Annotated in this window: 23 protein-coding genes and 1 pseudogene; 2 read left to right on the top strand and 22 right to left on the bottom strand. The window is 68.8% G+C overall.

The genetic code is table 11. The features are described 5' to 3' along the window. The 10 genes from ACKY0X_RS12620 to ACKY0X_RS12665 form a co-directional block, all read right to left on the bottom strand. Complete coding sequence (locus ACKY0X_RS12620) at positions 1-2,712, bottom strand: fumarate reductase/succinate dehydrogenase flavoprotein subunit (RefSeq protein ID WP_409426311.1); 2,712 nt, start codon at positions 2,710-2,712, stop codon at positions 1-3. Next, on the bottom strand, positions 2,709-3,440 hold the full coding sequence (locus ACKY0X_RS12625; RefSeq protein WP_409426312.1) for an ABC transporter ATP-binding protein: 732 nt from the start codon (positions 3,438-3,440) through the stop codon (positions 2,709-2,711). Before ACKY0X_RS12625 ends, ACKY0X_RS12620 begins: the two co-directional genes overlap by 4 nt. Beyond that, positions 3,437-4,285: an ABC transporter permease gene (locus tag ACKY0X_RS12630; RefSeq protein ID WP_409426313.1), complete on the bottom strand. Its 849-nt coding sequence runs from the start codon at positions 4,283-4,285 to the stop codon at positions 3,437-3,439. Before ACKY0X_RS12630 ends, ACKY0X_RS12625 begins: the two co-directional genes overlap by 4 nt. Next, positions 4,282-5,643: an ABC transporter substrate-binding protein gene (locus ACKY0X_RS12635; protein WP_409426314.1), complete on the bottom strand. Its 1,362-nt coding sequence runs from the start codon at positions 5,641-5,643 to the stop codon at positions 4,282-4,284. The genes ACKY0X_RS12630 and ACKY0X_RS12635 overlap by 4 nt, the downstream gene beginning before the upstream one ends. Before the next feature lie 24 nt (positions 5,644-5,667). Further along, the gene (locus ACKY0X_RS12640) at positions 5,668-5,895 is read right to left on the bottom strand and encodes a ferredoxin family protein (protein WP_046188009.1); all 228 of its coding nucleotides are present in this window, start codon (positions 5,893-5,895) and stop codon (positions 5,668-5,670) included. After that, on the bottom strand, positions 5,892-6,632 hold the full coding sequence (locus ACKY0X_RS12645; protein WP_409426315.1) for a GntR family transcriptional regulator: 741 nt from the start codon (positions 6,630-6,632) through the stop codon (positions 5,892-5,894). The genes ACKY0X_RS12640 and ACKY0X_RS12645 overlap by 4 nt, the downstream gene beginning before the upstream one ends. Positions 6,633-6,804: 172 nt before the next feature. Beyond that, positions 6,805-9,543: an aminotransferase class I/II-fold pyridoxal phosphate-dependent enzyme gene (locus ACKY0X_RS12650; protein WP_409426316.1), complete on the bottom strand. Its 2,739-nt coding sequence runs from the start codon at positions 9,541-9,543 to the stop codon at positions 6,805-6,807. 39 nt (positions 9,544-9,582) lie between these two features. After that, complete coding sequence (gene nusB, locus ACKY0X_RS12655) at positions 9,583-10,116, bottom strand: transcription antitermination factor NusB (protein WP_409426317.1); 534 nt, start codon at positions 10,114-10,116, stop codon at positions 9,583-9,585. Positions 10,117-10,118: 2 nt separating this feature from the next. Further along, a complete protein-coding gene (efp, locus tag ACKY0X_RS12660) occupies positions 10,119-10,682 on the bottom strand; it encodes an elongation factor P (protein WP_024442176.1) in 564 nt (187 codons plus the stop codon). A gap of 15 nt (positions 10,683-10,697) precedes the next feature. Further along, positions 10,698-11,819: an aminopeptidase P family protein gene (locus ACKY0X_RS12665; protein ID WP_409426318.1), complete on the bottom strand. Its 1,122-nt coding sequence runs from the start codon at positions 11,817-11,819 to the stop codon at positions 10,698-10,700. Positions 11,820-11,852: 33 nt separating this feature from the next. On the opposite strand from ACKY0X_RS12665, the gene ACKY0X_RS12670 reads away from it, so the two are divergent. Continuing rightward, positions 11,853-12,566, top strand: a complete 714-nt coding sequence (locus ACKY0X_RS12670) for a B-4DMT family transporter (RefSeq protein WP_409426319.1) — start codon at positions 11,853-11,855, stop codon at positions 12,564-12,566. Here the strand turns inward: ACKY0X_RS12670 and aroQ are convergent. The 11 genes and pseudogenes from aroQ to ACKY0X_RS12725 form a co-directional block, all read right to left on the bottom strand. Next, complete coding sequence (gene aroQ, locus ACKY0X_RS12675) at positions 12,527-12,976, bottom strand: type II 3-dehydroquinate dehydratase (protein ID WP_409426320.1); 450 nt, start codon at positions 12,974-12,976, stop codon at positions 12,527-12,529. The genes ACKY0X_RS12670 and aroQ overlap by 40 nt on opposite strands. Continuing rightward, entirely contained in the window at positions 12,973-14,079 is a 1,107-nt protein-coding gene (gene aroB, locus ACKY0X_RS12680) for a 3-dehydroquinate synthase (protein WP_234784811.1), read from the bottom strand. The genes aroQ and aroB overlap by 4 nt, the downstream gene beginning before the upstream one ends. Before the next feature lie 101 nt (positions 14,080-14,180). Then, positions 14,181-14,696: pseudogene (locus tag ACKY0X_RS12685) on the bottom strand (shikimate kinase); the annotation flags it as partial. A gap of 3 nt (positions 14,697-14,699) precedes the next feature. Further along, on the bottom strand, positions 14,700-15,917 hold the full coding sequence (gene aroC, locus ACKY0X_RS12690; RefSeq protein WP_409429616.1) for a chorismate synthase: 1,218 nt from the start codon (positions 15,915-15,917) through the stop codon (positions 14,700-14,702). A gap of 124 nt (positions 15,918-16,041) precedes the next feature. After that, positions 16,042-16,425, bottom strand: a complete 384-nt coding sequence (locus ACKY0X_RS12695; protein ID WP_065041361.1) for a hypothetical protein — start codon at positions 16,423-16,425, stop codon at positions 16,042-16,044. 184 nt (positions 16,426-16,609) lie between these two features. Then, positions 16,610-17,038, bottom strand: coding sequence for a prepilin peptidase (locus ACKY0X_RS12700; protein WP_409426321.1), 429 nt, complete (start codon positions 17,036-17,038; stop codon positions 16,610-16,612). A gap of 10 nt (positions 17,039-17,048) precedes the next feature. After that, on the bottom strand, positions 17,049-17,876 hold the full coding sequence (locus tag ACKY0X_RS12705; RefSeq protein ID WP_409426322.1) for a shikimate dehydrogenase: 828 nt from the start codon (positions 17,874-17,876) through the stop codon (positions 17,049-17,051). Then, positions 17,854-19,116, bottom strand: coding sequence for an endolytic transglycosylase MltG (gene mltG / locus ACKY0X_RS12710; RefSeq protein ID WP_409426323.1), 1,263 nt, complete (start codon positions 19,114-19,116; stop codon positions 17,854-17,856). Before mltG ends, ACKY0X_RS12705 begins: the two co-directional genes overlap by 23 nt. After that, a complete protein-coding gene (gene ruvX / locus ACKY0X_RS12715; RefSeq protein ID WP_409426324.1) occupies positions 19,109-19,633 on the bottom strand; it encodes a Holliday junction resolvase RuvX in 525 nt (174 codons plus the stop codon). Before ruvX ends, mltG begins: the two co-directional genes overlap by 8 nt. Continuing rightward, complete coding sequence (gene alaS / locus ACKY0X_RS12720; RefSeq protein ID WP_409426325.1) at positions 19,630-22,323, bottom strand: alanine--tRNA ligase; 2,694 nt, start codon at positions 22,321-22,323, stop codon at positions 19,630-19,632. The genes ruvX and alaS overlap by 4 nt, the downstream gene beginning before the upstream one ends. An 84-nt stretch (positions 22,324-22,407) precedes the next feature. Continuing rightward, positions 22,408-22,815 carry a secondary thiamine-phosphate synthase enzyme YjbQ gene (locus tag ACKY0X_RS12725; RefSeq protein WP_409429617.1) on the bottom strand — a complete coding sequence of 136 codons (408 nt, stop codon included), beginning with the start codon at positions 22,813-22,815 and terminating at the stop codon, positions 22,408-22,410. A 174-nt stretch (positions 22,816-22,989) separates the two neighbouring features. Between ACKY0X_RS12725 and ACKY0X_RS12730 the strand changes: the two genes are divergently transcribed. Beyond that, complete coding sequence (locus tag ACKY0X_RS12730; protein ID WP_409426326.1) at positions 22,990-24,048, top strand: histidine phosphatase family protein; 1,059 nt, start codon at positions 22,990-22,992, stop codon at positions 24,046-24,048. Here the strand turns inward: ACKY0X_RS12730 and ACKY0X_RS12735 are convergent, their stop codons facing one another. Further along, positions 24,049-25,389: a replication-associated recombination protein A gene (locus ACKY0X_RS12735; RefSeq protein ID WP_409426327.1), complete on the bottom strand. Its 1,341-nt coding sequence runs from the start codon at positions 25,387-25,389 to the stop codon at positions 24,049-24,051. It lies immediately after the preceding gene. Between the last annotated feature and the right edge of the window lie 3 nt (positions 25,390-25,392).

A 25,392-nucleotide genomic window follows, 5' to 3' on the forward strand; every position in this document is an offset into this window, starting at 1 on the left:
TCAGCGTACTGACCCGGCCGCTTCCTGCAAGGCCCGACGCGCGTACGCCCGAACGTCGGCGTCGTTGTCCTTGACCGCGAGCCCGAGCGCATCGCGAGCGGCGACGTCGGATTCGGCCCAGCGGGTCAGCCCCAGCACCGCGGCTTTGCGCACGTCGAGATGCGGGTCCTCCAGTGCCACCGTCAGCAGCGGCACCGCCGCTTCGGCGTGCGCACCGACCAGCGCGCGGGCCGCGCCGACCCGAACCTGCCACGCCGACTCGCGTAGTGCCGGGGCGATGACGGTGAGGTCCTGCGGCCCGCAGCCGATCTCACCGAGCGCGGCCAGTGCGGCCGCACGCACCAGCGGGTCCGGGTCGCCGATCAGGACTCGCACGGCATCCGCCCCGGCGCGCAACGTCGCCAAGGCGTTGGCTGCGGCGACGCGCACTTCGCGGTTGCCGTCGCCGGCGGCGATCGCCACCGTTGCCGCGTCGTCGACCGAGACCAGTGCCCGCACCGCCTCGATGCGCACGCGGTGGTCGGGATCGGCCAGTGCGGCCCGGTAGTCCGCCGGGTCTCCGGCCCGCCGGCTGGACAACAGGTACACCACGGCGGCCCGCACCACCGGATCCGGCGAGTTCAGCTGTGCACCGGCCGACTCCGGATCGGCAATCACCTCGACGAGCTCACGCGCCCCGTCGGCAGCGGTCCGGCGCACCGCTGCATCAGCGTCGGCCAGCGCGGCGAATAGCGCGGCGGCGTAGCCGTCCGGAGTGTGCTCACTCAGCGCGGCGACCGCGGTACGGCGCACCGCCGGATCGGGATCACCGAGGTATCCGGCCAGATCGGCCAGCGTCGGCTCCTCCAGGGCGACGACCGCCGCGATACGCGGCGACGGCGGCTGCACCGCGGCCGGTGCCGCAACCCGTGACCCCGCGGTCACCGGAGCCTGACCGCCCAGCAGCGGGGGCTGCGCCACCGCGTGCACGGACTGGTCGGTCGGCGGCAACCCGTCCAGTTCCGGCACAGCCACGAAGTAGGGGGCGACCGGACGCTTGAGGAATTCCATGGCGCCGTCGGCACGTTTTCGCACGTTGAGGTGGTAGCCCCACTGCGCGTCGTCACGACCGGGCAGGTCGGCACGGTCGTGGTACAGGCCCCAGCGGGACTCGGTACGCGTCAGCGATGACCGGGCGGCCAGTTCCGCACAGTCACGGATGAACGACACCTCGACGGCGCGCATCAGCTCGTGCGGGCTGCGGGCGCCCATCTCGGCGATCTCACCGCGCATCCGCTCGAAGGTCTGCACCGCCAGCGACAGTTTGGCAGCCGACTTCGGCGGCGCCACATAGTCGTTGACGAACCGGCGCAGCTTGTACTCCACCTGCGGCTGCGGAGGACCGTCGGGGTGGCGCAACGGGCGATAGATCAGCTCGTGAGCCTCGGCGAGCTGGTCGGCCGGCAGCTCCCCCGGCGCCGTGACCTCATTCAGGCTTACTGCCGCGTCCGCGCCGGCGAGGTCGCCGAACACGAAGGCGCCGATCATGTAGTTGTGCGGCACGCAGGCCAGGTCGCCGGCGGCGTACAGGCCGGCAACCGTGGTGCGGGCATTCTCGTCGACCCACACCCCCGAGGCGGAATGCCCCGAGCACAAACCGATCTCGGAGATGTGCATCTCGATGTCGTGGGTGCGGTAGTCGTGACCGCGGTTGGCGTGAAAGGTTCCCCGGGTGGGCCGCTCGGTGGTGTGCAGGATGTTCTCCAGCGCCGAGAGCGTCTCGTCGGGCAGGTGCGACACCTTGAGGTAGATCGGCCCGCGCGCGGAGTCGATCTCGGATTTGACCTCGGCCATCATCTGACCGGACCAGTAGTCGGAGTCGACGAATCGCTCCCCCAGCGAGTTCACCTGATAGCCGCCGAACGGGTTGGCCACGTACGCGCAGGCCGGTCCGTTGTAGTCCTTGATCAGCGGGTTGACCTGGAAGCATTCGATGCCGGACAGCTCGGCGCCGGCGTGGTAGGCCATCGAGTAGCCGTCGCCGGCGTTAGTCGGGTTCTCGTAGGTGCCATACAGGTAGCCCGACGCGGGCAGCCCGAGGCGACCGCACGGCCCGGTGGCCAGGATCACCGCCTTGGCGCCGACGGCCACGAATTCGCCGGTGCGGGTGTGCAATGCGGCGGCCCCCACCGCCCGGCCGTCGCGGGTGAGCACCCGCACCGGCATCAGCCGATTTTCGATGCGGATCTTTTCGCGCATCGAGCGCTGCCGCAGCACCCGGTAGAGCGCCTTTTTGACGTCCTTGCCCTCGGGCATCGGCAGCACGTAGGAGCCGGAGCGGTGTACCCGTCGTACCGCGTACTCACCATGCTCGTCCTTCTCGAACTTCACGCCGTAACGTTCCAGCCGCTGCACCATCGCGAAGCCGCGGGTGGCGGTCTGATAGATGGTGCGCTGGTTGACGATTCCGTCGTTGGCGCGGGTGATCTCGGCGACGTAGTCCTCGGGTTCGGCCTTGCCTGGGATCACGGCGTTGTTGACGCCGTCCATGCCCATCGCCAGCGCCCCGGAGTGGCGCACGTGGGCCTTCTCCAGCAGCAGCACCTGCGCGCCGTGCTCGGCGGCGGTGAGCGCGGCCATGGTGCCGGCGGTGCCGCCGCCGATCACCAGCACGTCGCAGTCCAGCCGTTGCGGTGTGGCGACATCCGGGATCTGCAGGGGCGTCAACGTCATGGGTGCTCCAATGCGGTGAGGATGGCGGCGCGCAGTCCGGGTTCGGCTCGGCCGCTGCGCGGTTCGGGGACGTCGATCAGGGCCCGCAGTGGCTCTCCGGCACGCCCGAGCACCGCGACCCGGTCGCCGAGTGCCAGTGCCTCGTCGACGTCGTGGGTGACGAACACGATCGTGGTCGGGTGGGATCGCCAGGTGTCGATCAGCAGCGCCTGCATGGCGGCGCGGGTGGCGCTGTCCAGCGCCCCGAACGGTTCGTCCATCATCACCGCACGAGGCGCGCCGGCCAGGCCGCGCGCCAACTGAACCCGTTGCCGCATCCCGCCGGAGAGGCTTTTCGGCAGATAGTCGCCGAAGCCGGTCAGCCCCAGCTCAGCGATCCACCGGTCGGCTTGGGCCCGCCGCCCGCTGCGCGCTACACCGCGCAGTCGCAGCGCGAGCTCGATGTTGGAGCGCACCGAACGCCACGGCAGCAGCGCGTTGTCCTGGAACACCACGCCGCGGTCCCGCGAGGTGGTCCTCACCTCGGCGCCGTCGGCCAGCACTTGCCCCTGATCGGGGAGCAGCAACCCGGCCAGGGCGCGCAGCACCGTCGACTTTCCGCAGCCGGATGGGCCGGTCAGCACCAGGATCTCGCCGGGGCGCACCGCCAGGCTCAGCTCGTCGATCACCGGAGCGTCGGTGTAGGACAGCCGGACCCGGTCCAGTGTCAAACTCATGCCGACCGTCATCGCCCGTTCTCCTCACTGCGCGGCAGCCAGCGGGTCAGCCGCCGCCCGACCGTCTCCACCGCAGCCGAGGTGGCGAACCCCAGCACGCCGATGGTGATGATGCCGACGAACACGTCCGGGTAGGCCAGCACGGTGTAGGCCTGCCAGGTGCGATAGCCGATGCCGAGGCGCCCGGAGATCATCTCCGCGGAGATCACGCAGATCCACGACACACCCATGCCGACCGACAGGCCGCCGAAGACCCCGGGAAGGATGCCCGGAATCACCACCTGGCTCAACACATCCCAGCGTCCGCCGCCCAGGGTGCGGACCGAGTCCTCCCACAGCGTGGGCAGTGCGCGCACCGCGTGCCGGGTGCTGACCAGGATCGGGAAGAAGGCGGCCAGGAACGTGATGAACACGATGCCCTGTTCGCTGGCCGGAAAGAGCAGGATCGCGACCGGAACCAACGCGATGGCCGGGATGGGCCGGATCAGTTCGGTGAGCGGGCCGACGACGTCGGCAGCCACCCGCGACCTGCCCAGCAGGATGCCGGTGGCGACACCGACCGTCGCGGCCAGACCGAAGCCGGTGAGGATCCGGATCAGTGACTGGGCCAGATCCAGCCAGTACGCCTCGGTGCCCAACCGGCGCACCAACGTGGTGAAGACCTCATCGACGGTCGGCAGCGTGTCGAACCGCAGCCACCACCGCACGTCGGCGACGGTCAGCAACTGCCACAGCCCCAGTGCGGCCGCCACCGAGGCCAGCCGCAGCAGCCAGGACCACCGTAGGGTCCGGGCCCGGCGCGGTGCGGCGCCGACCGGAGACGCCGCTGCCGGGGCACCGGTGAGGACCGCGGTCACGCCGCACCCGCCAGGGCCTGCCGGTAGTCCAGCACGACGCCACCCGGATGCGCGGCGACATAGCGCCTCGCCCCGGCGGTCGTGTCGAAAGGCAGGTAGTGCGTACCGTCGCGAACCCACGCCGATTTGTCGGCGAACCACCGAGTCCCCAGCTCGGCGTCGTGCACGTAGGCGGCCCGCAGGTGATCGCCGCGGGCGGTCGCGGCGCGCACGGCATCCAGCAGCGCGTCGGAATCCGGCACCGTCACGGTGGTTTCGGAGCCGTCCAGCCAGAGCTCGCCGCCGACCGTGGTGGGTTTGTCGATCTCGGCGACCGCCTTGTGGTAGTCCAGCTTTCGCGCGTCGAACGCCGCCCGCAGCGGCTTGTCGTCGACGAATCCGTCCACGTCGAAGTCGTCCAGCTCGGCGAAGTCGCCGATCGACTTGAGGTAGGGCACGTCGTTCTTCAACGCGGCGACCAGCTGCGGTTTGAGGGTGGCGTCGAACGAGGTGCCGCCCGGCCCGTTGTAGAGGTAGACGACCTCCTGCGGCAGCCCGCTGCCCTCGGCGACGATGCGGGCCGCCTCCAACGGTTTGCGTTTCAGGAAGTCGGTGGCGTCGAGCTGGGCTTGCAGGAATGCGTCGAGCACTTCCGGGTGGGCCTGCGCATAGCTTCGGCGCACCATCACCCCGTGCAGGGTCGGGTAGTTGAGTTCGGCGCCGTCATAGAGCAGCCGTGCCCGATCCTGATACACCAGCAAACCGGGCCAGGCCACGAACTGCGACAGGCCTTGGACCTGACCGGATTCCAACGCTGAGGCTCCCACTTGAGGCTGCTGGTTGAGCACCTCGACGCCCGTTCCCGTGCCGGCCAGTGCGCGCAGCAGGGTGCCGTGGCCGGCCGAGCCCACGCTGGCCGACACCTTGGCCCCGGCCAGGTCGGCCAGCGTGTCTGCTCGGGAGTCGGGCGACACCACCACCATGTTCAGGGCGCCGGCGGGGTGGTAGCCGGTCACCGAAACAAGCGCGGTGCGGGCCTGCTCGTTGGCCCGGGTTCGAACGCCGTTGACCAGCATGGGGTAATCCCCCATCGAGCCGATGTCGATCTTCTCGGCGAGCATCTGCGCGGTGATCGGCGCCCCGGTGTCGTAGTCCTGCCAGTCGACCCGGTAGCGGGTTCCGGTCCGCTTGGTGATGTCGGCGAGCCGGTGCTCCAGGTAGCCGCGGGCCCGCAGCAGGGTGCCGGCGGTCGCGGTGTTGATGGTCTTGGACTGATAACCGACCACTACGTCGACGGAATTACCCGCGCTCGTGGAATCCAGCGAGCATCCGGCCAGGACGAGAACGGCGCTGGTCAGCAGAATGAGGGATCTCTTCATGAAACACCTTGATGGTCAATGCATTCAGCGAATGAGATAGGGCATGTTGACGGTGACGGCGCCGGTCGGACAGCGCGCCGCACACGGTCCGCAGTACCAGCACTCGTCGACGTGCATGAAGGCCTTGCCGTTCTCCGGGTTGATCGCCAGGGAATCCAGCGGGCAGATGTCGACGCACAGCGTGCAGCCGGAGATGCACAGTGATTCATCGATCGTCACGGGGACATCGGTACGGCCGTTGACCAGCGTCATGGATAGCTCCTTGTCAGGGTGCCGCGCATGGTGACGCGGTCACCGCGCATCCGGATGTATTCGAGATCGACGGGCCGGCCGTCCTCCAAGCTGGTGAGCCGTTCCAGCATCAGCAGGGCCGCGCCGCCGGGAAGTTGCAGGATGGCCGCGGTGTGCGGGTCGGCCGGAATCGCCTCCAGCGCCAAGGTCGCATCGCCCAGGCGCTGGCCGCTGATCTGTTCGATCAGCGGGAACACGTCGGTGGACTCCAAAGGATGGGCCAGCACGGCAGCGCCGATATCGGGCGCCAGATAGGTCTGGTCCAGGCTCAGCGGCACATCACCGAGGTAGCGCAGTCGTTCGATGAAGACCACCTGAGCACCGGCGCCGAGTCCGAGCCGGCGGGCGACCGACGGCGGGGCGCTTACCGTCGTGGCCACCCGCACCTCGTTGCGCACCTCTTGCGCGTCGAAGGTCTCCTGCAGGCCGCGCAGTGAGTCCAGCCCGTGATCGTATTTGTGCTGAGCCACGTGGGTGCCGGTTCGCGGCCCGCGATGGATCAGTCCTTCGGCCTTCAGCGCGGCCAACGCCTCGCGAACGATATTGCGGGAGACGACGAACTCGGTGGCCAGTTCCGGTTCGCCGGGCAACCCGTCGTTGTAGGCGCCGGCATGGATCTGATGGCGCAACACGTCGGCGACCTGCCGGGCCCGATCCGCACGGCGGATCGGCTGCGATGCGACGTGGGCTTCGGCCATGCAGACACGCTAAGGGCCGGTACCTCGGCGACCCCAGAGCTGCGAATTCCGCTGATCGGGGGATGAAACGCATTGCGCCACCCACCCGCTGCGGGCTGCCAGCAGAAACCTCCCGGCGTGGGCGCATTGCGCCGCCGCCGTGCCCGTGGCCGGGGTAACAATCGCGGTGAGGCTAATCGGCGACGCCGGGTGCCCGCGCATAGCGGGCCAGGGCCTCGGGAGTGAACACCGCCAACCCCAGCTCGGGGTTGTAGCCGTGAATCTCTTTCACGTCGAGTTCGGCCAGGAAGTACAGGATCTCCTTGGAGATCACCTGACCGGGAACCAGCACCGGGAAGCCGGGCGGATACGGCACGACGAAGGTGGTCGAGACCAGGGTCTTGCCGTCGGCGACCCGGCGGCCGGCGTCGCCGAGCAGCACGTGCTCGCGGTCGGCCTCTTCGTAGCCGCCGTAGAACGCCGCACGCATGTCGCCGATCGGGCTGGTGCCGCCGGGACGGAACGCCGGTGCGAACGCACTGAAGTCGGGCAGCGGCGGCAGGTCCTCGGTGATCTCGGTGACCCGGCGGCGCTGCAGCGCGCGGTCATCGGTGCTGGCGGCGTTCCAGGCGCGGTCCAGTTCGCCGGCGACCCGCCGCAGCGCGTCGAGCAGATAATGCACGCTGGACCAGGTGACGCCGATGGTGAAGATCAACAGCACCGAGTTGATCGATGTCTTGTTGATCTGAATTCCGAACCGCTGCATGAGAATTTTTTCGCGGAAGTCGTAGCCGGTCATCCCGGTTTTGCCGATATTCAGGGTGACCCGGGTGGGGTCGAGCACGAACTCGTCGGACCGCCAGGCCTCGTTCCACTCCGCCAGCGCCCCCTGGCGGACCTCCCGGTAGGAGCTGACCGTCGATTCCCGGAATCGGTCGGGCACCAGATCACTCTCGTCGAGGATGTGGAACCACTTGCTGATCAGTCGGTCCTTGCGAACCCGGTGGCGAAACACCAACGCCATGTCATAGACCCGCCGGACCATGTCGAAGCCCTCGATGTCCACCTGTCTGCGGGCCAGGTCCAGTGAGGCCAGTAGCTGCTGGTTCGGCGAGGTGGAGGTGTGGGTCAAAAACGCCTCCGCGAACGACTCGCGGGCCAGCGCGTTGAAGTCCTGATCCCGGACATGGATCATCGACGCCTGCCGCAGCGCCGACAGTGACTTGTGGGTCGAGTGGGTGGCATACACCCGCACCCGCGCCGACGGGTGTGGCAGCAGCCGGTGCTCGCTCCACTGGTCGCGATCGATGCCTTCCATGCTGTCGTGCCACGCCTGGTACTCCTGGGCGTAGTGCGCCGAACCCAGCCTGGCTTCCAGACCTTCGGCGGCGACCATCGCGGTGCGTTGCCGCGCCCACGGCACCGCGGTCGCAAACGCGTACCAGGCCTCGTCCCAGAGGAAGCAGATGTCGGGCTTGATCGCCAGGATCTCCTCCATGACCCGGCGGGGGTTGTAGACGACACCGTCGAATGTGCAGTTGGTCAGCAACAGCATTCGGACCCGGTGCAGCTGGCCGGCGGCCTCCAGGTCGAGCAGGGCACGTTTGATGGTGCGCAGCGCCACCGCCCCGTAGATCGCGAACGGCGCCAGCGGGTAGGCATCCAGGTACAGCGGATACGCGCCGGCCAGCACCAGCCCGTAGTGGTGCGACTTGTGGCAGTTCCGGTCGATCAGCACGATGTCGCCGGGCCGGGTCAGGGCCTGCACGACGATCTTGTTGGCGGTCGAGGTCCCGTTGGTGACGAAATAGGTGTGGTCGGCGTTCCAGGTCTTGGCGGCCTTGTTCATCGCCACCCGGATGGTGCCGTGCGGGTCGAGCAACGAGTCGAGTCCGCCGGAGGTGGATGAGGTCTCGGCCATAAAAATGTTGCGGCCGTAGAACTCTCCCATGTCCTGCAGCGAGCGCGAGTTGAAGATGCTGGCGCCCCGGGCCACCGGCAGCGCGTGGAACTGCCCGACCGGCTCGGAGGCGTAGGCGCGCAGCGCATCGAAAAACGGTGTGGCGTAGCGCTTCCGGATGCCGGCGAGCACGGTGCTGTGCAGGTCGGTGACGTCGTTGAGCCGATAGAAGCTTCGGTCGTATACGTCCGGCTCGTCTTCGGTGTCGGCGGCGATCGATTCGTCGGTGAGCAGGTACAGATCGATGTGCGGGCGCAACAGGCGCATCCACTCACCGCATTCGATGGCGTCGCGGCCGCAGCCGATGCTCGTGGGGTCGTCGTCGGCACCCAGCAGGGTGGTCATCAGCGGCACCCGGTCACGGGAGCGCAACGGCAGGTCGTGCCGCACGATCGCGGCCTGGATCTCGCCGTTGAGGGCGACGGCGGTGACAGCATCCTCGACACTGGACACCACCAGCAGCTCGATCTGCACGTCGTCGTCGGGGCTGCGCAGTCGGCGCAGGCTTTCCACCAGGCTCTCGGGCACATCCGGCGGTGAGTCGTCGGCCAGCAACACGGTGTAGAACTGCTGCTGGCGGGCCTGGGCCACGAGTTCCTGATCAGAGAGTGGCAAACCGAGATCGAACAGCGCCGCCCGGTCGCCATAGTCCGACAGCAGCCGCACCACCAGCGACACCCGCTCGGTCAGCGACACCGTCGCCATCGACTCCAGGTAACCGCGGAAGGCCGCCAGGTTCGCGGCGCCGGGGAACAGCCAGTACCGCTCGTAGGCGCCCAGCCGGTCAAGCAGGCGTTTTACCCGCGCGGCCTCGTGGGTGGTCTCCAGGCCCGCCCGGTTGGCCTCGGCCAGTTGCCGGCAGGCGTCGTCAAGCAGGTTCCAGGTGTCGACCCGCGAATACGACGGATTGGCCACCGCGGCCAACGCCGATACCCGCAGTCTCCGATTCGGTGCGTCCCAGCCCTCGCCCATAGGGCAAGTGTGCCCGTGCTGTGGCGGCGCGGGGCCGGTTCAGTCCGCTGAGTCGGAGTCCGGCTCGCCCTCGGCGTCGGTGTCCATTTCGGTGTCGAGCGGTGCGGTAGCCCCCCGCACCGCCAGCGAAGCGGCCCGCAACTGCGGTGTCACCAGCATGACCTGGCCCAGCACCCCGTTGACGAACCCGGGCGACTCGTCGGTGGACAACTCCTTGGCCAGCTTGACCGCTTCGTCCACGGCGACCGGCTCCGGGACGTCGTCGGCGTGCAGCAACTCCCAGATCGCCACCCGCAGGATCGCCCGGTCCACGGCCGGCAGCCGCTCCAGTTTCCAGCCCTGCAGGTGCGAGGTGATCAGGTCGTCGATGTGGGCGGCGTGCTCGGTGACCCCATTGGCCACCGTGACAGTGTACGGGTGCAGCGGCGACACGTCGGGCTGCTCACTTGCCAGCGCCGTTCGCAACTCCGCGCCCTGGGCCGGGGTCAGTCCCCGGGCCTCGGCCTCGAAGAGCACGTCGACGGCACGCTTACGGGCCTGGTGCCGGCCCTTTACCGGCTTGCCAGCGGGCATGGTCAGGAGTTGACCCGTCCCAGGTAGCTGCCGTCGCGAGTGTCGACCTTCAGCTTGTCTCCGGTGTTGATGAACAGCGGCACGTTGATCTGGGCGCCGGTCTCCATGGTGGCCGGCTTGGTGCCCGCGCTGGACCGGTCGCCCTGCAGGCCGGGCTCGGTGTGGGTGACCTCCAGCTCGACGCTGACCGGCAGCTCCAGGTACAGCGGCACTCCGTTGTGGAAGGCGATCTGCACGAGCATGCTCTCCAGCAGGTAGTTCGCCGAGTCACCGACCAGCGATTCGGGCAGCGGGTGCTGCTCGTAGTCCTCGCTGTCCATGAACACGAAGTCATTGCCGTCGCGGTACAGGTAGGTGGCGTCGCGGCGGTCCACGGTGGCGGTCTCCACCTTCACGCCGGCGTTGTAGGTCTTGTCCACGACCTTGCCCGACACCACGTTCTTGAGCTTGGTGCGCACGAAGGCCGGACCCTTGCCCGGCTTGACGTGCTGAAACTCGGTGATCTGCCACAACTGGCCGTCGATCACCAGTACCAGCCCGTTTTTGAAGTCAGCAGTTGAAGCCACGGTCGTTCACGTCTCCTAGAGAATGGTCAGTTCCTTGGGGAACCGAGTCAGCAGGTCCGGGGCCTGCCCGGCAGTATCAGCGACCACGAGCGTGTCCTCGATACGGACCCCGCCACGATCAGCCAGATAGACGCCGGGCTCTACGGTCACCACAGCACCGGCAAGCAGTGTACCGTCGGCCGCCGCGTTGATTCCGGGCGCTTCGTGAATCCGCAACCCGACCCCGTGGCCGAGGCCGTGACCGAACGTCTCGCCGTAGCCTGCCTCGGCGATCACGGTGCGCGCGGCGGCGTCCACCGCACGCAGTTCCGCACCCGGTTGCAGCGCCTCTCGGCCGGCCCGCTGCGCGGCCTCCACCACCTGATAGATCTCCCGCTGCCAGTCCGCGGGCTGCCCCAGCACGAAGGTGCGGGTCATGTCGGAGTGGTAGCCGGCCACCAGGGCGCCGAAGTCGATCTTGACGAAGTCACCGGCGGCCAGCACGGCGTCGGTGGGTCGGTGATGCGGAATCGCCGAATTGGGACCCGCGGCCACGATCGTCTCGAACGACGCGGCGTCGGCGCCGTGGTCGAGCATCAGCGCTTCCAGCTCCCGGCGGACCTCACGTTCGGTGCGCCCCGGCCGCAGGCCACCGCGTTCCACCAAGTCACCCAGGGCTGCGTCGGCCGCCTCGCAGGCGCGTCGCAGCAGGTCCACTTCGCCGGCGTCTTTGACCTCGCGCAGTGTCTCCACGGTGTTCGAGGCCCGGACCAGCTCGACGGGGCTGTCCGCGTCGGCCACTGCTGCCTCGGCCTGCATGGCCGCCGAAAGGGCGTCGAATCCGTCCACGGTCACCACGTGGGCTTCGAAACCGACCCGGCGCGCCCCGGCCGCCGCGGCCTGGATGAGGAGGTGGCGGGCCCCGGTGCGTTCGATCGCAACCTGCAGGTCGGGGGCCTGTCGGGCAGCCTGTGTCCGGTAGCGGCCATCGGTGGCCAACACCGCCGGCCGCTCGTCCGCATAGACCAGCAGCGCCCCGGCCGAACCGGTGAATCCGGACAGATAACGCACGTTGATCAGGTCGGTGACCAGCATCGCGTCCAGGTCGGCGGCGCCGAGAGCGGCAGTCAGACGCGCCCGACGGGAGGAATGTGTCACGCGGTGTGACGGTACTCGCTACGCTGTGGCCCCATGAGCAAGTGGTTTCTGCGCGGGCTGGTGTTCGCTGCACTGATGGTCGTGGTCCGCCTCATCCAGGGGGTGCTGATCAACGCCTTCGAGGCGCAGGCCGGTCTGATCAGCCTGGCGTTGATGATCTTGTTCGCGATCGCGGTGTTCGTCTGGGGCCGTTCCGATGGCCGCGAGGACGCCAAAGCCAACGCCGACCCGGACCGGCGCGCTGACCTCGCGATGACCTGGCTGGCCGCCGGGCTGGTCGCCGGGCTGCTCAGCGGATTCGTCTCGTGGCTCATCGGCCAGTTCGACAAGGCGCTCTACATCAGCACCTTCTTCAACGAGCTGACCAGCTTCGCTGCCTTCACCGCGTTGCTGGTGTTCGTGGTGGCAGTGGCCGCGGTGGCACTCGGGCGCCGCGCCATCGACAAGGAGTACGAGAAGCATCCGGAACGCCGCCCGGTCCCGGCCGCCGCGGAGGAGAGCCAGCCGGCGACCGACGTGTTCGCCACCGTGGGCGCTCCCGCGCTGGCCGCCGAAGAGACCGTCGCCGTGCAGACCGAAGCCGCCGCGCCGGCTGCCGACGCGACACTGGCCGGCCCGTCGGCCGGCTTCACCACCGAAGAGTTCCCGGCCGACACCGACGCCACCACCGAGTTCCCCGTGATCGAGGACAACGGCGGCGCCGAGGCTCAGTCCGAAGACTCGGCTTCCGACGACTCGACCAAGTAGCGCAGCGCCAGTAGGTAACCGCGTACCCCGAAGCCGACGATCACGCCGTTGGCAATCGGGCTCAGGTAGGAGTGCCGCCGAAACTCTTCGCGCGCATGCACATTGGAGATATGCAGCTCGATGAGTGGGGCGGGCAGCTCGGCGCAGGCATCCCGCAGCGCCACCGAGGTGTGGGTCAGGCCGCCGGCGTTGAGGATCACCGGTTCGGCGGCGTCGGCTGCGCAGTGAATCCACTCCAGCAGCTCGGCTTCGCTGTCGCTTTGGCGCACCACAACGTCGACCCCGAGTTCGGCCGCTTCCCGCTCAATCAGCGCCTGGAGATCCGCATAGCTGGTGCTGCCGTAGACATCCGGCTCACGCCGGCCCAACCGCTGCAGGTTGGGACCGTTGATGACGTTGATCCGGTTCATCGCCGCTCCAACCGGAATCGCCGACCCACCTCGTCGTAGGCGGCCGCCAGCAGCATCGGGTCGGGCCCTTCCAGCCGGCCCGGCTTCGCCAGACCGTCGAGCACCACGAACCGCAGCACGCCGGCCCGAGTCTTCTTGTCCCCCATCATGTATTCCAGCAGCGCGGGCAGCGCATCCTCGTAGTAGCTGACTGGCAGCCCGAGCGACAGCAGGATCGAACGATGCCGGTCCGCGGTCGCGTCGTCGAGACGTCCGGTGATGCGGGCCAACTCGGCGGCAAACACCAGGCCCACCGACACCGCGTCGCCGTGGCGCCACTGGTAGTGCTCCAGCGCTTCGATGGCGTGCGCCAAAGTGTGCCCGTAGTTGAGGATTTCGCGCAGATCCGACTCTTTCTCGTCGGCGGCGACCACCTCGGCCTTGACGGTGATGGCACGCCTGATCAGCTCACCGAGCACCTCCCCGTTCGGATCCATCGCCGCCACCGGGTCGGCCTCGATCAGATCCAGGATCACCGGATCGGCGATGAAGCCGGCCTTGACGATCTCCGGCATGCCCGCGACGATCTCACGCTTGGGCAACGTCTCCAGGGTGGCCAGGTCCACGACGACGGCGGCGGGTTGGTGGAACGCACCGACCAGGTTCTTGCCGGCTTCGGTGTTGATGCCCGTCTTGCCGCCGACCGCGGCGTCCACCATGGCCAGCAAGGTGGTCGGCACATGCACAATCGAGATGCCGCGCAGCCAGGTCGCCGCGGCGAATCCCGCGACGTCGGTCGCGGCGCCGCCGCCGAGACTGACCAGGGCGTCGCGGCGGTCCAGGCCGATGCGGCCCAGCACGTCCCAGATGAAGCCGAGCACCTGCAGCGATTTACCGTCCTCGGCGTCCGGAATCTCGATGCGGTGCGCCTCGATGCCCTTGTCGGCCAGGTAGGTTCGGATGCCCTCAGCGGTCGCTTCCATGGTCGGCTGGTGCAGGATCGCGACCTTGTTGCGCCCGGCGAGCAACCCGGCGAGATCACCGAGCAGGCCTTTACCGATCACCACCGGGTACGGCGGGTCGGTGGCCACCGTTACGGTGATCGGCTCGGGAATCTCGGTCACTTGCGTCCTCCGGTCTGTCGGGCGGCCAACGTGGCGGGTGTGGGCGGGGTAACCGGCGGGGCGGCAGGGCCTGGTGCCGCCGGTTGCGGGTGCGTGCGGCCGGCGGGGGTGCCGGCCTCCAGCCGAGACACGATATAGCGCACCACCGCACCCGGGTTACGCCGGTTGGTGTTGACCCGGATCGTCGCGAGCCGTCGGTACAGCGGCACCCGCTGCGACATCAGCTCCCGAAACTTCTCGGCTCGACCGGGGCCGGCGAGCAGGGGCCGTACCGTGCTGCCGCTGGTGCGACGCACGCCTTCGGCGGCGCTGATCTCCAGGAACACCACTGTGTGCCCGGCCAGCGCCTCGCGTACCCCGGGGGTGGTGACGGCTCCCCCGCCGAGCGACAGCACACCGACATGCTCGGCCAGCGCCTCCCGAATCACGTCCTCTTCGATGCGACGGAATTCCGGTTCGCCATCGGTGGCGAAGATATCGGCGATGGTGCGACCGGTGCGGGCCTCGATGGCGGCATCGGTGTCGAGCATCTCAACGTCGAGGGCCTTGGCCAGGCGCCGTCCTATCGTGGACTTGCCCGCCCCGGGCAACCCCACCAGAACCGCTCTGGGTGCCATCAACTACCCCGAGGCCCGTTCCTGGTCGCCGGCCGGCACCCGGTCGGCCACCGAACGCCGGTAGGCCTCGATGTTGCGCCGGGTCTCGCTCAGCGAGTCGCCGCCGAACTTGTCCAGCGCGGCGCGGGCCAGCACCAACGCCACCATGGCTTCGGCCACCACACCGGCGGCCGGCACCGCGCACACATCGGAGCGTTGATGGATCGCGACGGCTTCCTCGCCGGTGGCCATGTCGACGGTGGCCAGGGCGCGCGGCACCGTGGAGATCGGCTTCATCGCCGCACGCACCCGCAACGGCAGACCGTTGGTCATACCCCCCTCGAGTCCACCGGCCCGGTTGGTGGAGCGCACCACACCGTCGGGTCCGGGGTACATCTCGTCGTGGGCCGCGCTCCCGCGCCGGCGGGCGGTGGTGAAACCATCGCCGATCTCGACGCCCTTGATCGCCTGGATGCCCATGATCGCGGCAGCCAGTTGACTGTCGAGCCGGTCGTCGCCGCTGATGAAGGACCCCAGACCGATCGGCAGGCCCGACACGACCACCTCGACCACACCGCCCAGGGTGTCGCCGTCGGCCTTGGCCGCCTCGATCTCGGCGATCATGGATTCCTGGGCGCCGGCGTCGAAGGCACGCACCGGGCTGGCATCGATGGCGGCCAGGTCGGACGGTTGCGGCACCGGACCGTCGTACGGGTCGGAGGCGCCGATCGAGATCACGTGGGAGATCACCTGAACGCCCAGCGCCTGGTCCAGGAAGGCCCGCGCGATGGTTCCCGCGGTGACGCGGGCGGCCGTCTCGCGTGCGCTGGCACGTTCGAGTACCGGGCGGGCGTCGTCGAAGCCGTATTTGAGCATGCCGGCGAAGTCGGCGTGGCCGGGCCGTGGCCGGGTCAGCGGCGCATTGCGGGCGCCGCCCTCGCTGTCCAGCACCGCCGGGTCGACCGGATCGGTCGACATCACCGTCTCCCACTTGGGCCATTCGGTGTTGCCGATCTCGACGGCGATCGGGCCGCCCAGGGTGATCCCGTGCCGCACCCCCGACAGCACGGTGACCGCGTCGGCCTCGAACTTCATCCGGGCCCCGCGGCCATAGCCCAGGCGCCGGCGAGCGAGCTGATCGGCGATGTCAGCCGAGGTGACGGCCACTCCCGCGACCATGCCCTCGACCATGGCCACCAATGCGCGACCGTGCGATTCCCCGGCAGTTATCCAACGCAACACGTGTCCCATCTTCCCATGCCGGTCAGGCCCGCCCGGGCTTGGAGGAGTTAACGGTTGCACACACAGGCTGCTCAGTGCAGCGACAACCGGGATTCGATCTCGGCTCGAGACCCGTCAGTCGGGTTCAGGAACCGTTTTTGAGGATCAGGTAGGTGACGGCGTCGCGGCCGTTGCTCGGCGAGGTCACCGCGTTGAGCTGACTGCCGGCGTTTCCGACCACCCCGTCGAGGATCTGGTCGAAGTCCTCCGCGGAGGTCTCCGGGTCGATCAGCACTAACGGCGATTCACCCGGCGGGACAGCCGAACTCGGGTCCAGCAGGTAGCCGCCGAAGGAGTCCGCGTTGGCGGCCGAGGTCTGCGCAAACAGGTCCAGCCACTGCACGGTGGCGTCGTTTCCTTCGGCGCTGGACAGCTGAATCGCCGGAACCTGCACGTCAGGCAAGGACGGTGATGCCATGTTGCTGGCAAGGACAATGCCGCCACCAGCGGCAACCGCAGCAGCTGCCACGCCCCCAATTACAGCTCGCTTCACGGTCACCCCCTCTGGCTACGCACCGGTCAGCAGCAGTTCAATACGGTCGATGCTACCTAATAATGGGCTGAGCGGCAAACGTTTCCTGACAAGGTCACACTCGACGTTAATTTACGTTCCCTGAGCATTACACCGCTGAACGGCCGCCGGCACCACCCGTTCACCACATGCCTAAGCCCGCCGCCAAGGCGCTGGCCAGGCACATCGACGGTCCGTGCGGCACCGTGCGTCCGCGGCCCGCCATCGCCACGGACAACCCCCACAGCCCGGTCAGCAGCGGCGCGGCCAGCGCGGCCAGCAGCCACACGTCGGCGCCGAAGGAACCGGTCAGCGCCCCGAGCGCGACGGCCAGTTTGACATCGCCGGCGCCCAATCCGGCCGGGGCGATCAGATGAACGGCCAGATAGACGCCGGTGAGAGCCGCCGCACCGGCCAGCGCCGCCGGTCCTCGGCCAACCGCGGCAGCCACCCCCGGAACCAGCACCGCAGCGGGCAGCGTCAACCAATTCGGCAGTCGGCGCTGACGGATGTCGTACCCGCTCAGCAGCGTCAGCCACGCCAGCACCGAACCCGCCGCCACCACTTCCACGGCGTCATGCTCAGCCGAGGTCGGCGACCGCGCAAGTCATCTCCGCGCGGGGCGCGGGCCGACCGGTGAACAGCTCAACCTGGGTGAACGCCTGATGCAGCAGCATCTGCAGGCCGCTGATCACGGTGCCGCCGGCCGCGCTCACCGCTGTGGCCAGCGGGGTGGGCCACGGGTTGTAGATGGCGTCCAGCAGCACGGGCACACCGGCCAGGACCGGCGCATACCGGGCGGCGACGTCGGCCGGCAAGGTGCTGACCACTACCGACGCGTCGGCGGCCGCCGCGGCCAGGTCAGGGTCATCGAGTGCGCAGAAGCGAGCAGGCACACCGACTTCGGTGGCCAACGCCACCACCCGCGCGGCGTTGTCGGCGTTGCGTGCGGCCACCGTGATGTGACTGGCGCCCAGTTCGGTCAGCGCCACCACCGCGGCCGGCGCGGTGCCGCCGGAGCCCAGCACGATCGCCGAGCCCAACACCGAACCGAGCGCCCCGCTCACCCCGTCGACATCGGTGTTGTCGGCCAACCATCCGGTTGCGGTGCGTACCAGTGTGTTCGCCGAGCCGATGCGTTCGGCGCGTCGGGTGCGTTCGTCGGCGAACGCCAAGGCCGCGAACTTGCCCGGCATGGTGACCGAGACACCGACCCATTCCGGTCCGAAGCCGGCGACCAGCGCCGGCAACTCTTCGGCGCCGCACTCGATGCGCTCATAGGTCCAGTCCGGCAGACCGAGCGCCCGGTAGGCCGCCAGGTGCAGTTGCGGTGAGCGCGAGTGGGCGATCGGCGAACCGAGCACGGCGGCTCGGCGCGGTCCGGGGTCAGCGGGAGCTGTCGAGGACACCGTTGTCCAGCGCCATCTCGATGTTGTTCAAATGCTGCTGGTAGTTGTGCGTGAACAGAGTGGTGCCGTCCTTGTCGATCGTCACGAAGTACAGCCAGTCGCCCGGCTCCGGATGCTCGGCGGCATGCAGGGCGTCCGTTCCCGGTGAGCAGATCGGAGTGGCCGGCAGACCGTCGGAGGCGTAGGTGTTCCACGGCGTCACCTTGGCCCGGTCGGCGTCGGTGGTGGCCACCTCCTGGCGGTCCAGTGGATAGTTGACCGTCGAGTCGAACTCCAGCCGCTGCGGCTCCCCCAACCGATTGTCGATGACCCTGGCCACCTTGGCGAAGTCGTGCGGCAGCGCTTCGCGTTGCACCAGCGAAGCCACCACCAGCATCTCGTAAGGCGTCATGCCCAGCTGCACGGCGGTGCCGGGCAGGCCTGACCTGTCCAGCTCCGCGCTGCTCTGGCTGATCAATTTCGACAGCACGGTAGGCGCCGACGCGGTCGGGTCGACGTTCCAGGTGCCCGCCGTGATCAGCCCCTCGAGGCGTCGGTGGTCGCGCCCCATCTTGCTGACCGGACCCAAGGCCCACTCCGGCACCGACAGTGCCTGCGGCGTCTCGATCTCCGCGGCGCGACGCAGATCCTGGGCTTTAAGACAGGTGCGGTCACCGTTGAGGTCCAGGCAGCTGGCCTCAGCGATGAGGGTAAACAGCCCCGGCGTCACCCGATCGGTCTTCATATCCGTGGTGTCATCGAGTTGACGGCCCTCCGGAATCACCAGCTTGCCCACCCGATTCCCCGGGTCGGTGAGCTGCTGCACCGCGGTGGCCGCCGGGATCTCGGCCCGCAACCGGTAGAAGCCGGGCTGGATCGCCGCGATGGCGGAATTGCCCTGCGCGGCGCCCAGGAACGTTCCGACGTTGGCGATCACCCCCGCCTCCAACATGGTTTCGGCGATCGCGGTGGTGAAGTCACCCTCATGCACCTCGATCAACACCTGCTGGCCGCCGTCACCGGTGAAGTCGACGACGGGACCGCTGGAGTGCCAGTACTTGGAACCCAGGAAAACCCCGGCGATCGCGACCAGGACGATCAGCGCCACGCCAAGCCCCCGGGCGATCCGGCGGTGCCGGTTGAGCTGGCGTCGCCGCCGGTTCTCCCGAGCCCGCTGGGTCCGGCTCATCCGGCGCCTCGGCGGCCCTACCGCTTCCGGTTTGGCCTTGCCGTAAGCCGTCCCACGGTGTTCGTCAGACATCGTTGTCCTCTGTCGGGGCCGGCGCGCTCAGGGCCCGGCGCTGGTCGAGCCAGCTCTGCAGGATCGTCACCGCGGCGGCCTGGTCGATCACCGAACGCTGACGTTTGGCGCGCATGCCAGCCGCGTGCAGCGACCGCGCCGCGCTGACGGTGCTCAGGCGCTCGTCGGCCAGCCGCACCGGGGCGAGCCGACGTCGTTGGGACAGCGCCCGGGCCAGGTCGTCGGCCACCGCGATGGCGTCCTCGGCGGCCGAGCCGGCCCGGTCGGCCAGGGTGCGCGGCAGTCCGACCACGACTTCGACGACGTCGTATTCGTCGGCAAGGTCAGCCAGTCGACGCAGGTGCGAACCGGAGGCGTGTCGTCGCACCGTCTCCACCGGGGTCGCCAACAGTCCGTCGGGGTCGCTACACGACACCCCGATCCGCACACTGCCCACATCCACCCCGAGCCGTCGTCCGCGGCCGGGATCGTCCGGCCCGCCGGGCCGGTCCGGGGTGCGATGGTGGGGTGAGGTCACGCCGGCGCGCTCCGGGCGACCGCCGCGCGGACCGCCGCGAGCGCGGCTTCGATCCCGGCGGAGTCCTTACCGGAGCCCTGCGCCAGATCGGCCTTGCCACCGCCACGGCCGGACACCGCCGCCGCCAGGTCCTTGACCAGATCATCGGCGCGCAACCCGAGCTCTTGCGCGGCGGCGTTAGCGGCGACGACATACGGAACGCTGCCTTGCGAATCCGAACCGTCGGCGATCAGCGCCACCACTGCCGGCGCCTCGCCCAACTTGCCGCGGATGTCGCCGACCAGCGAACGCAGGTCGCTTCCGCCGATACCGCCCGACATCCGCTGCGCCACCAGGCGCACGTTACCGATCTGTTCGGCGCCGGCGGCGGCATTTGCGGCAGCCGCCCGGGCACTGGCCAGCCGGGCGCGGTCCAGCTCCTTCTCGGCGGCCTTGAGGCGCTCGACCAGGTTGGCCACCCGAGCCGGCACTTCCTCCGAGGGCACCTTCAACGACGAGGCCAGCCCGGCCATCAACGCCCGCTCCTTGGCCAGATGCCGGAACGAGTCCAGCCCGACGTAGGCCTCGACGCGGCGCACACCGGAGCCGACCGACGATTCGCCCAGGATGGTGACCGGACCGATCTGCGCCGAGTTGTGCACGTGGGTGCCGCCGCACAGTTCCAGTGAGAACGGCCCGCCGATCTCGACCACGCGCACCTTCTCGGGGTACTTCTCGCCGAACATCGCCATGGCGCCCATGGCCTTGGCCTTCTCGAGGTCTTCGGTGAAGGTGTGCACCTCGAAGTCGGCCTGGACCGCCTCGTTGGTGACCTCCTCGACTTGGCGGCGTTGCTCGTCGCTGAGCGCGCCCTGCCAGTTGAAGTCGAACCGCAGATAACCGGGCCGGTTCAGCGAGCCGGCCTGAACGGCGTTGGGCCCCAACACCTGCCGCAGCGCGGCGTGCACCATATGGGTGCCCGAGTGGCCCTGGGTGGCGCCCTTGCGCCAGCCCTGGTCCACCGCTGCGGTGACCGTGTCGCCCTCGACGAATTCGCCGGACTCAACATTGACCCGGTGCACGAACAGCGTCTGAGCGATCTTCTGCACGTCGGTGACCGCGGCTTGGGCGGTGCCGGCGCTGATAGTGCCGGCGTCGGCGATCTGTCCGCCGGCCTCGGCATACAGCGGGGTGCGGTCCAACACCAGCTCGACACGATCCGCGGCGACATCCTCGTGCGACACCACCGGCACCCGCTTGCCGTCGACGAAGATGCCCAGGATGCGGCCCTCGGTGGTGAGCTCGTTGAACCCGGTGAACTCGGTGGGACCGGCGTCGATCAGCTCCCGATAGGCGCTCAGGTCGGCGTGGGCGTGCTTGCGCGCGGCGGCGTCGGCCTTGGCGCGCTGTCGCTGCTCGGCCATCAGCGTGCGGAACCCCGCCTCGTCGACCTGGAGTCCGGCCTCCGAGGCCATCTCCAGGGTGAGTTCGATCGGGAAACCGTAAGTGTCGTGCAGGGCGAAGGCGTCGCTGCCGGAGAGCACGGTGGCCCCGGCGGACCGGGTGGCTGCCGCCGCATCCTCGAACAGCTTCGAGCCCGAGGTCAGGGTGCGGTTGAACGCGGTCTCCTCGGCGACCGCGATCCGGTTGATCCGGTCGAAGTCGGTGACCAGTTCTGGGTACGACGGGCCCATCGCGTCACGCACGGTTGCCATCAGCTCGCCGACGATCGGACCCTCTATGCCCAGTAGCTTGGCCGAGCGGATCACCCGGCGCAGCAGCCGGCGCAGCACGTAGCCGCGGCCGTCGTTGCCGGGACTCACCCCATCACCGATCAGGATGGCCGCGGTGCGGGAGTGGTCGGCGATGATCCGGTATCGCACGTCGTCGGCGTCATTGCCGGTGTTGTAGCCCCGCGGCGCGCGGGTGGCGACCAGGTCGATGACCGGGCGAACCAGGTCGGTCTCGTAGACGTTGTGCACGCCCTGAAGCAGGAAGGCGACCCGCTCGATGCCCATGCCGGTGTCGATGTTCTGGCGCGGCAGCGGCCCGAGGATCTCGAAGTCCTCCTTAGAGGTGCCCTCGCCGCGCTCGTTCTGCATGAAAACGAGGTTCCAGATCTCGATGTAGCGATCCTCGTTGGCGACCGGGCCGCCGTCGACACCGAACTCGGGGCCGCGGTCGTAGTAGATCTCCGACGACGGGCCGCAGGGTCCGGGGATGCCCATCGACCAGTAGTTGTCGGCCATGCCGCGGCGCTGGATCCGCTCGAGCGGCAATCCCGCGATCTCCTGCCACAACGCGATGGCCTCGTCGTCGTCGAGATAGACGGTGGCCCAGAGCCGTTCGGGGTCCAGTCCGTAACCGCCGTCGGCGACGCTGCCCGTCAGCAGCGTCCAGGCCAGTTCGATCGCACCGCGCTTGAAGTAGTCGCCGAACGAGAAGTTGCCGGCCATCTGGAAGAAGGTGTTGTGCCGGGTGGTGATGCCCACCTCGTCGATATCCGGGGTGCGGATGCACTTCTGGATGCTCGTGGCGGTGGCGTACGGCGGGGTGCGCTGGCCCAGGAAGAACGGCACGAACTGCACCATGCCGGCGTTGATGAACAACAGGTTGGGGTCATCCAGGATCACCGAAGCGCTGGGCACCTCGGTGTGGCCCGCTTTCACGAAGTGATCGAGGAAGCGTTTCCTGATCTCGTGTGTCTGCACTATCTATCGCTTCCCGCCGTCTCGTCCATTTAGACGGCACTACAGTACCGGGCTGCCGATCGCGTTCTCGGCAGGCAAGGATCCTTAGGTGGCGGCGTCGCCGACAAAGGTCAATCGCACACTTCGACGGGGGTTGTCGCGGTTCAGGTCGACCAGGACCACCGACTGCCAGACGCCCAGCAGCGGCTCACCACCGGCCACCGGAACGGTGATCGACGGCGCGACGATCGCCGGCAGGACGTGATCGGCCCCGTGTCCGGGCGAGCCGTGCGCGTGCCGGTAGCGATCGTCGCGCGGCAGCAGCCTCTCCAACGTGTCGACCAGGTCGGAGTCGGACCCGGCGCCGGTCTCGATGATCGCCACCCCGGCCGTCGCGTGCGGCACGAAGACGTTGCACAGTCCCGACCGGCCACTGCCCTGGCCGGCGCAGAACGACCGCACCTGCTCGGTGAGGTCGACGGTGCGACGCCGGGAGGTGTCGATGTCGAGCACTTCGGTGTTCATGGCGTCCAGGCTACGAGCTGTTTCCCCGCCTGCATATTTGCTGGCAATACCCGGCATGGCCGCTGAAAGCTGCGGTGGTTGCGGACCCGCATTGCTAGCCTCACCTGGGTTTTTCGTTAGCGAACACCGTGGTATTGCTTACTGCGACGTTGGAGGCTTGAAATGGTCAACAAGTCCTACTGCTGCACCACAGCCGGCGTCGCGCTACTGGGCGCCAGCCTGATCGCCCCGATCGCCACTCCACCGCCCGTGCCGCCGGCGCATGTCATCGCCGATATCGCGCTGACCGCCCAGGACATCGTGATCGACATCGTGCGGCACGCCGAGGACCTGGCCCCGGCCAACTCGCGGATTCCGTTCTCGCCGGAGTTCCCCGGCGCGGGGATCAGCGATCTGGGCAAGCAGCAGGCGATCGACACCGCCAACCTGATCTTCGGACAGGTCGGCGGGCCCGGTCATGTCGCCGGGCTGTTCTCTGGACCCGACACCGACGCCCAAGACACCGCGGCGCCGTTCGCGACGCTGCAGGGCCTGGAGCCGCAGATCCTCAACGGACTGGTCGAGGTCGACGGCGGGATCTTCGCCAATCAGCCGGTGCTGAGCCTCGGCGGCATCTACTACGACCTGGCCGTGGTGTTGTGGATGTTGGGGTTGGTCAACGTCTTTCAGATTCCCGGCGCCGACGAATACAACGGGGTGGTCGTCAACGACAACTACACCGAGGCCGTCAACGCGATGTATGCCGGCGCACTGGCCAATCCGGTGGTCGGGGACGACGGCAACATCACCGCCGTGGGATACACCAGCGAAGCGTCGATGATGATCTGGACCATGCTCAACGTGCAGAACCCCGACCCGATGGCGCTGGTCAACGTACTGATCTCGTCGTTGCAGAACGGCGGGTCGCCCGGGCTGGTCCCGAACGCCGGGCTGATCCAGCTCGCGGGCAACCCCACCGACGGCTGGACGCTGCTGAGCTGGGCCGGACAAGAGGTCCCGGAGAATCCGGGCGTGCTGGGCGAGGCGTTCCTGATCTGGCGCGATCTGGTGCTGCCGCCGCAGGTGGCATTCGACCACGTTCTCGACGCCCTGATCGCGGGCGACTCGGCGGCGCTGGCTGCGGCATTCCAGGACGGACTGAGCGGCATCTCCACGGCGCTGGACGCGATTCCGGACACTCTGACCAACCTGTTCGCCGATCTCGCCGCCGGCACCTGGTGATCAGCGGCGCCGGATGATGGCCCTGAGCCGCGCCAGCCGCCCGCCGATCTCGCGTTCCGCTCCCCGACCGGTGGGCTGATAGTAGTCCACTCCCACCAGCTCATCGGGTGGATATTGTTGCGGCACAACGCCGTCTGGGTGATCGTGGGCGTACCGGTAACCGACCGCGTTGCCCAGGGACTGCGCTCCCGCATAGTGCCCGTCGCGCAGGTGCGCCGGTACCGCCCCGGCCTTGCCGGCCCGGATGTCGGCCATCGCCGCGCCCAGCGCGGTGGTCACCGCGTTGGACTTCGGCGCTGTTGCCAGGTGCACGGTGGCGTGCGCCAGGGTCAGTTGCGCCTCGGGCATACCGATCAGCGCGACGGTCTGCGCCGCGGCCACCGCGGTCTGCAGCGCGGTCGGATCGCCCATCCCGATGTCTTCGCTGGCCAGAATCATCAGCCGGCGGGCGATGAACCGCGGGTCCTCCCCCGCGACCAGCATCCGGGCCAGGTAGTGCAGCGCGGCGTCGACGTCGGAGCCGCGCACGCTCTTGATGAACGCACTGATCACGTCATAGTGCTGATCGCCGTCGCGGTCGTAGCGCACCGCGGCCTGATCCAGGGATCCCTCGACGATCTCCACGGTGATCTGTTCGCCCGCCGCCACCCCTTCCGACGCCACTTCCAGTGCGGTCAAGGCCCGGCGGGCGTCGCCGGCGGCCAGCCGAACCAGCAGGTCGACGGCGTCGGGCGCCACCTCGATGCGTCCGCCTAGGCCGCGCTCGTCGTCGATGGCGCGCCGCACCACCGTGGCGATGTCCTCGGGCCCCAGCGGCCGCAACTGCAGGATCAGCGAGCGGCTGAGCAGCGGGGCGACCACCGAGAACGACGGGTTCTCCGTGGTGGCGGCCACCAGCAGCACCACGCGGTTCTCCACCGCGGCCAGCAACGCGTCCTGCTGGGTTTTGGAGAAGCGGTGTACCTCATCGATGAACAGCACGGTCTGCTCGCCGTAGGCGGCCGCGCGTCGCGCGGTGTCGATCACGGCGCGCACCTCTTTGACCCCGGCACTGAGGGCTGAGAGCGCCTCGAATCGTCGGCCGGTGGCACCGGAGATCAGCGAAGCCAGCGTGGTCTTTCCGGTACCGGGCGGACCGTAGAGGATGACCGAGGCTGCCCCGGAACCGTCGACCAGCCGACGCAGCGGGGAGCCGTGGCCCAGCAGGTGATCCTGGCCGACCACCTCGTCGAGAAACGCCGGACGCATCCGCACCGCCAACGGAGTGGAGGCGGCGGCGCCGGGCTCGGGAGCCGGCGCACCGGTGAGGTCGAACAGTCCGTCGGACACGCCTTCAGGCATACC

The sequence above is a fragment of the Mycobacterium sp. SMC-11 genome, assembly GCF_046250095.1.
GTDB lineage: Bacteria > Actinomycetota > Actinomycetes > Mycobacteriales > Mycobacteriaceae > Mycobacterium > Mycobacterium heraklionense_A.

Bases quoted from the DNA above. Each gene is read 5' to 3' on its own strand.
- ACKY0X_RS12620 (WP_409426311.1), bottom strand. From the start codon at position 2,712: ATGACGTTGACGCCCCTGCAGATCCCGGATGTCGCCACACCGCAACGG.
- ACKY0X_RS12625 (WP_409426312.1), bottom strand. From the start codon at position 3,440: ATGACGGTCGGCATGAGTTTGACACTGGACCGGGTCCGGCTGTCCTAC.
- ACKY0X_RS12635 (WP_409426314.1), bottom strand. From the start codon at position 5,643: ATGAAGAGATCCCTCATTCTGCTGACCAGCGCCGTTCTCGTCCTGGCC.
- ACKY0X_RS12640 (WP_046188009.1), bottom strand. From the start codon at position 5,895: ATGACGCTGGTCAACGGCCGTACCGATGTCCCCGTGACGATCGATGAA.
- ACKY0X_RS12645 (WP_409426315.1), bottom strand. From the start codon at position 6,632: ATGGCCGAAGCCCACGTCGCATCGCAGCCGATCCGCCGTGCGGATCGG.
- ACKY0X_RS12650 (WP_409426316.1), bottom strand. From the start codon at position 9,543: ATGGGCGAGGGCTGGGACGCACCGAATCGGAGACTGCGGGTATCGGCG.
- nusB (WP_409426317.1), bottom strand. From the start codon at position 10,116: ATGCCCGCTGGCAAGCCGGTAAAGGGCCGGCACCAGGCCCGTAAGCGT.
- ACKY0X_RS12670 (WP_409426319.1), top strand. From the start codon at position 11,853: ATGAGCAAGTGGTTTCTGCGCGGGCTGGTGTTCGCTGCACTGATGGTC.
- aroQ (WP_409426320.1), bottom strand. From the start codon at position 12,976: ATGAACCGGATCAACGTCATCAACGGTCCCAACCTGCAGCGGTTGGGC.
- mltG (WP_409426323.1), bottom strand. From the start codon at position 19,116: ATGTCTGACGAACACCGTGGGACGGCTTACGGCAAGGCCAAACCGGAA.
- ACKY0X_RS12730 (WP_409426326.1), top strand. From the start codon at position 22,990: ATGGTCAACAAGTCCTACTGCTGCACCACAGCCGGCGTCGCGCTACTG.
- ACKY0X_RS12735 (WP_409426327.1), bottom strand. From the start codon at position 25,389: ATGCCTGAAGGCGTGTCCGACGGACTGTTCGACCTCACCGGTGCGCCG.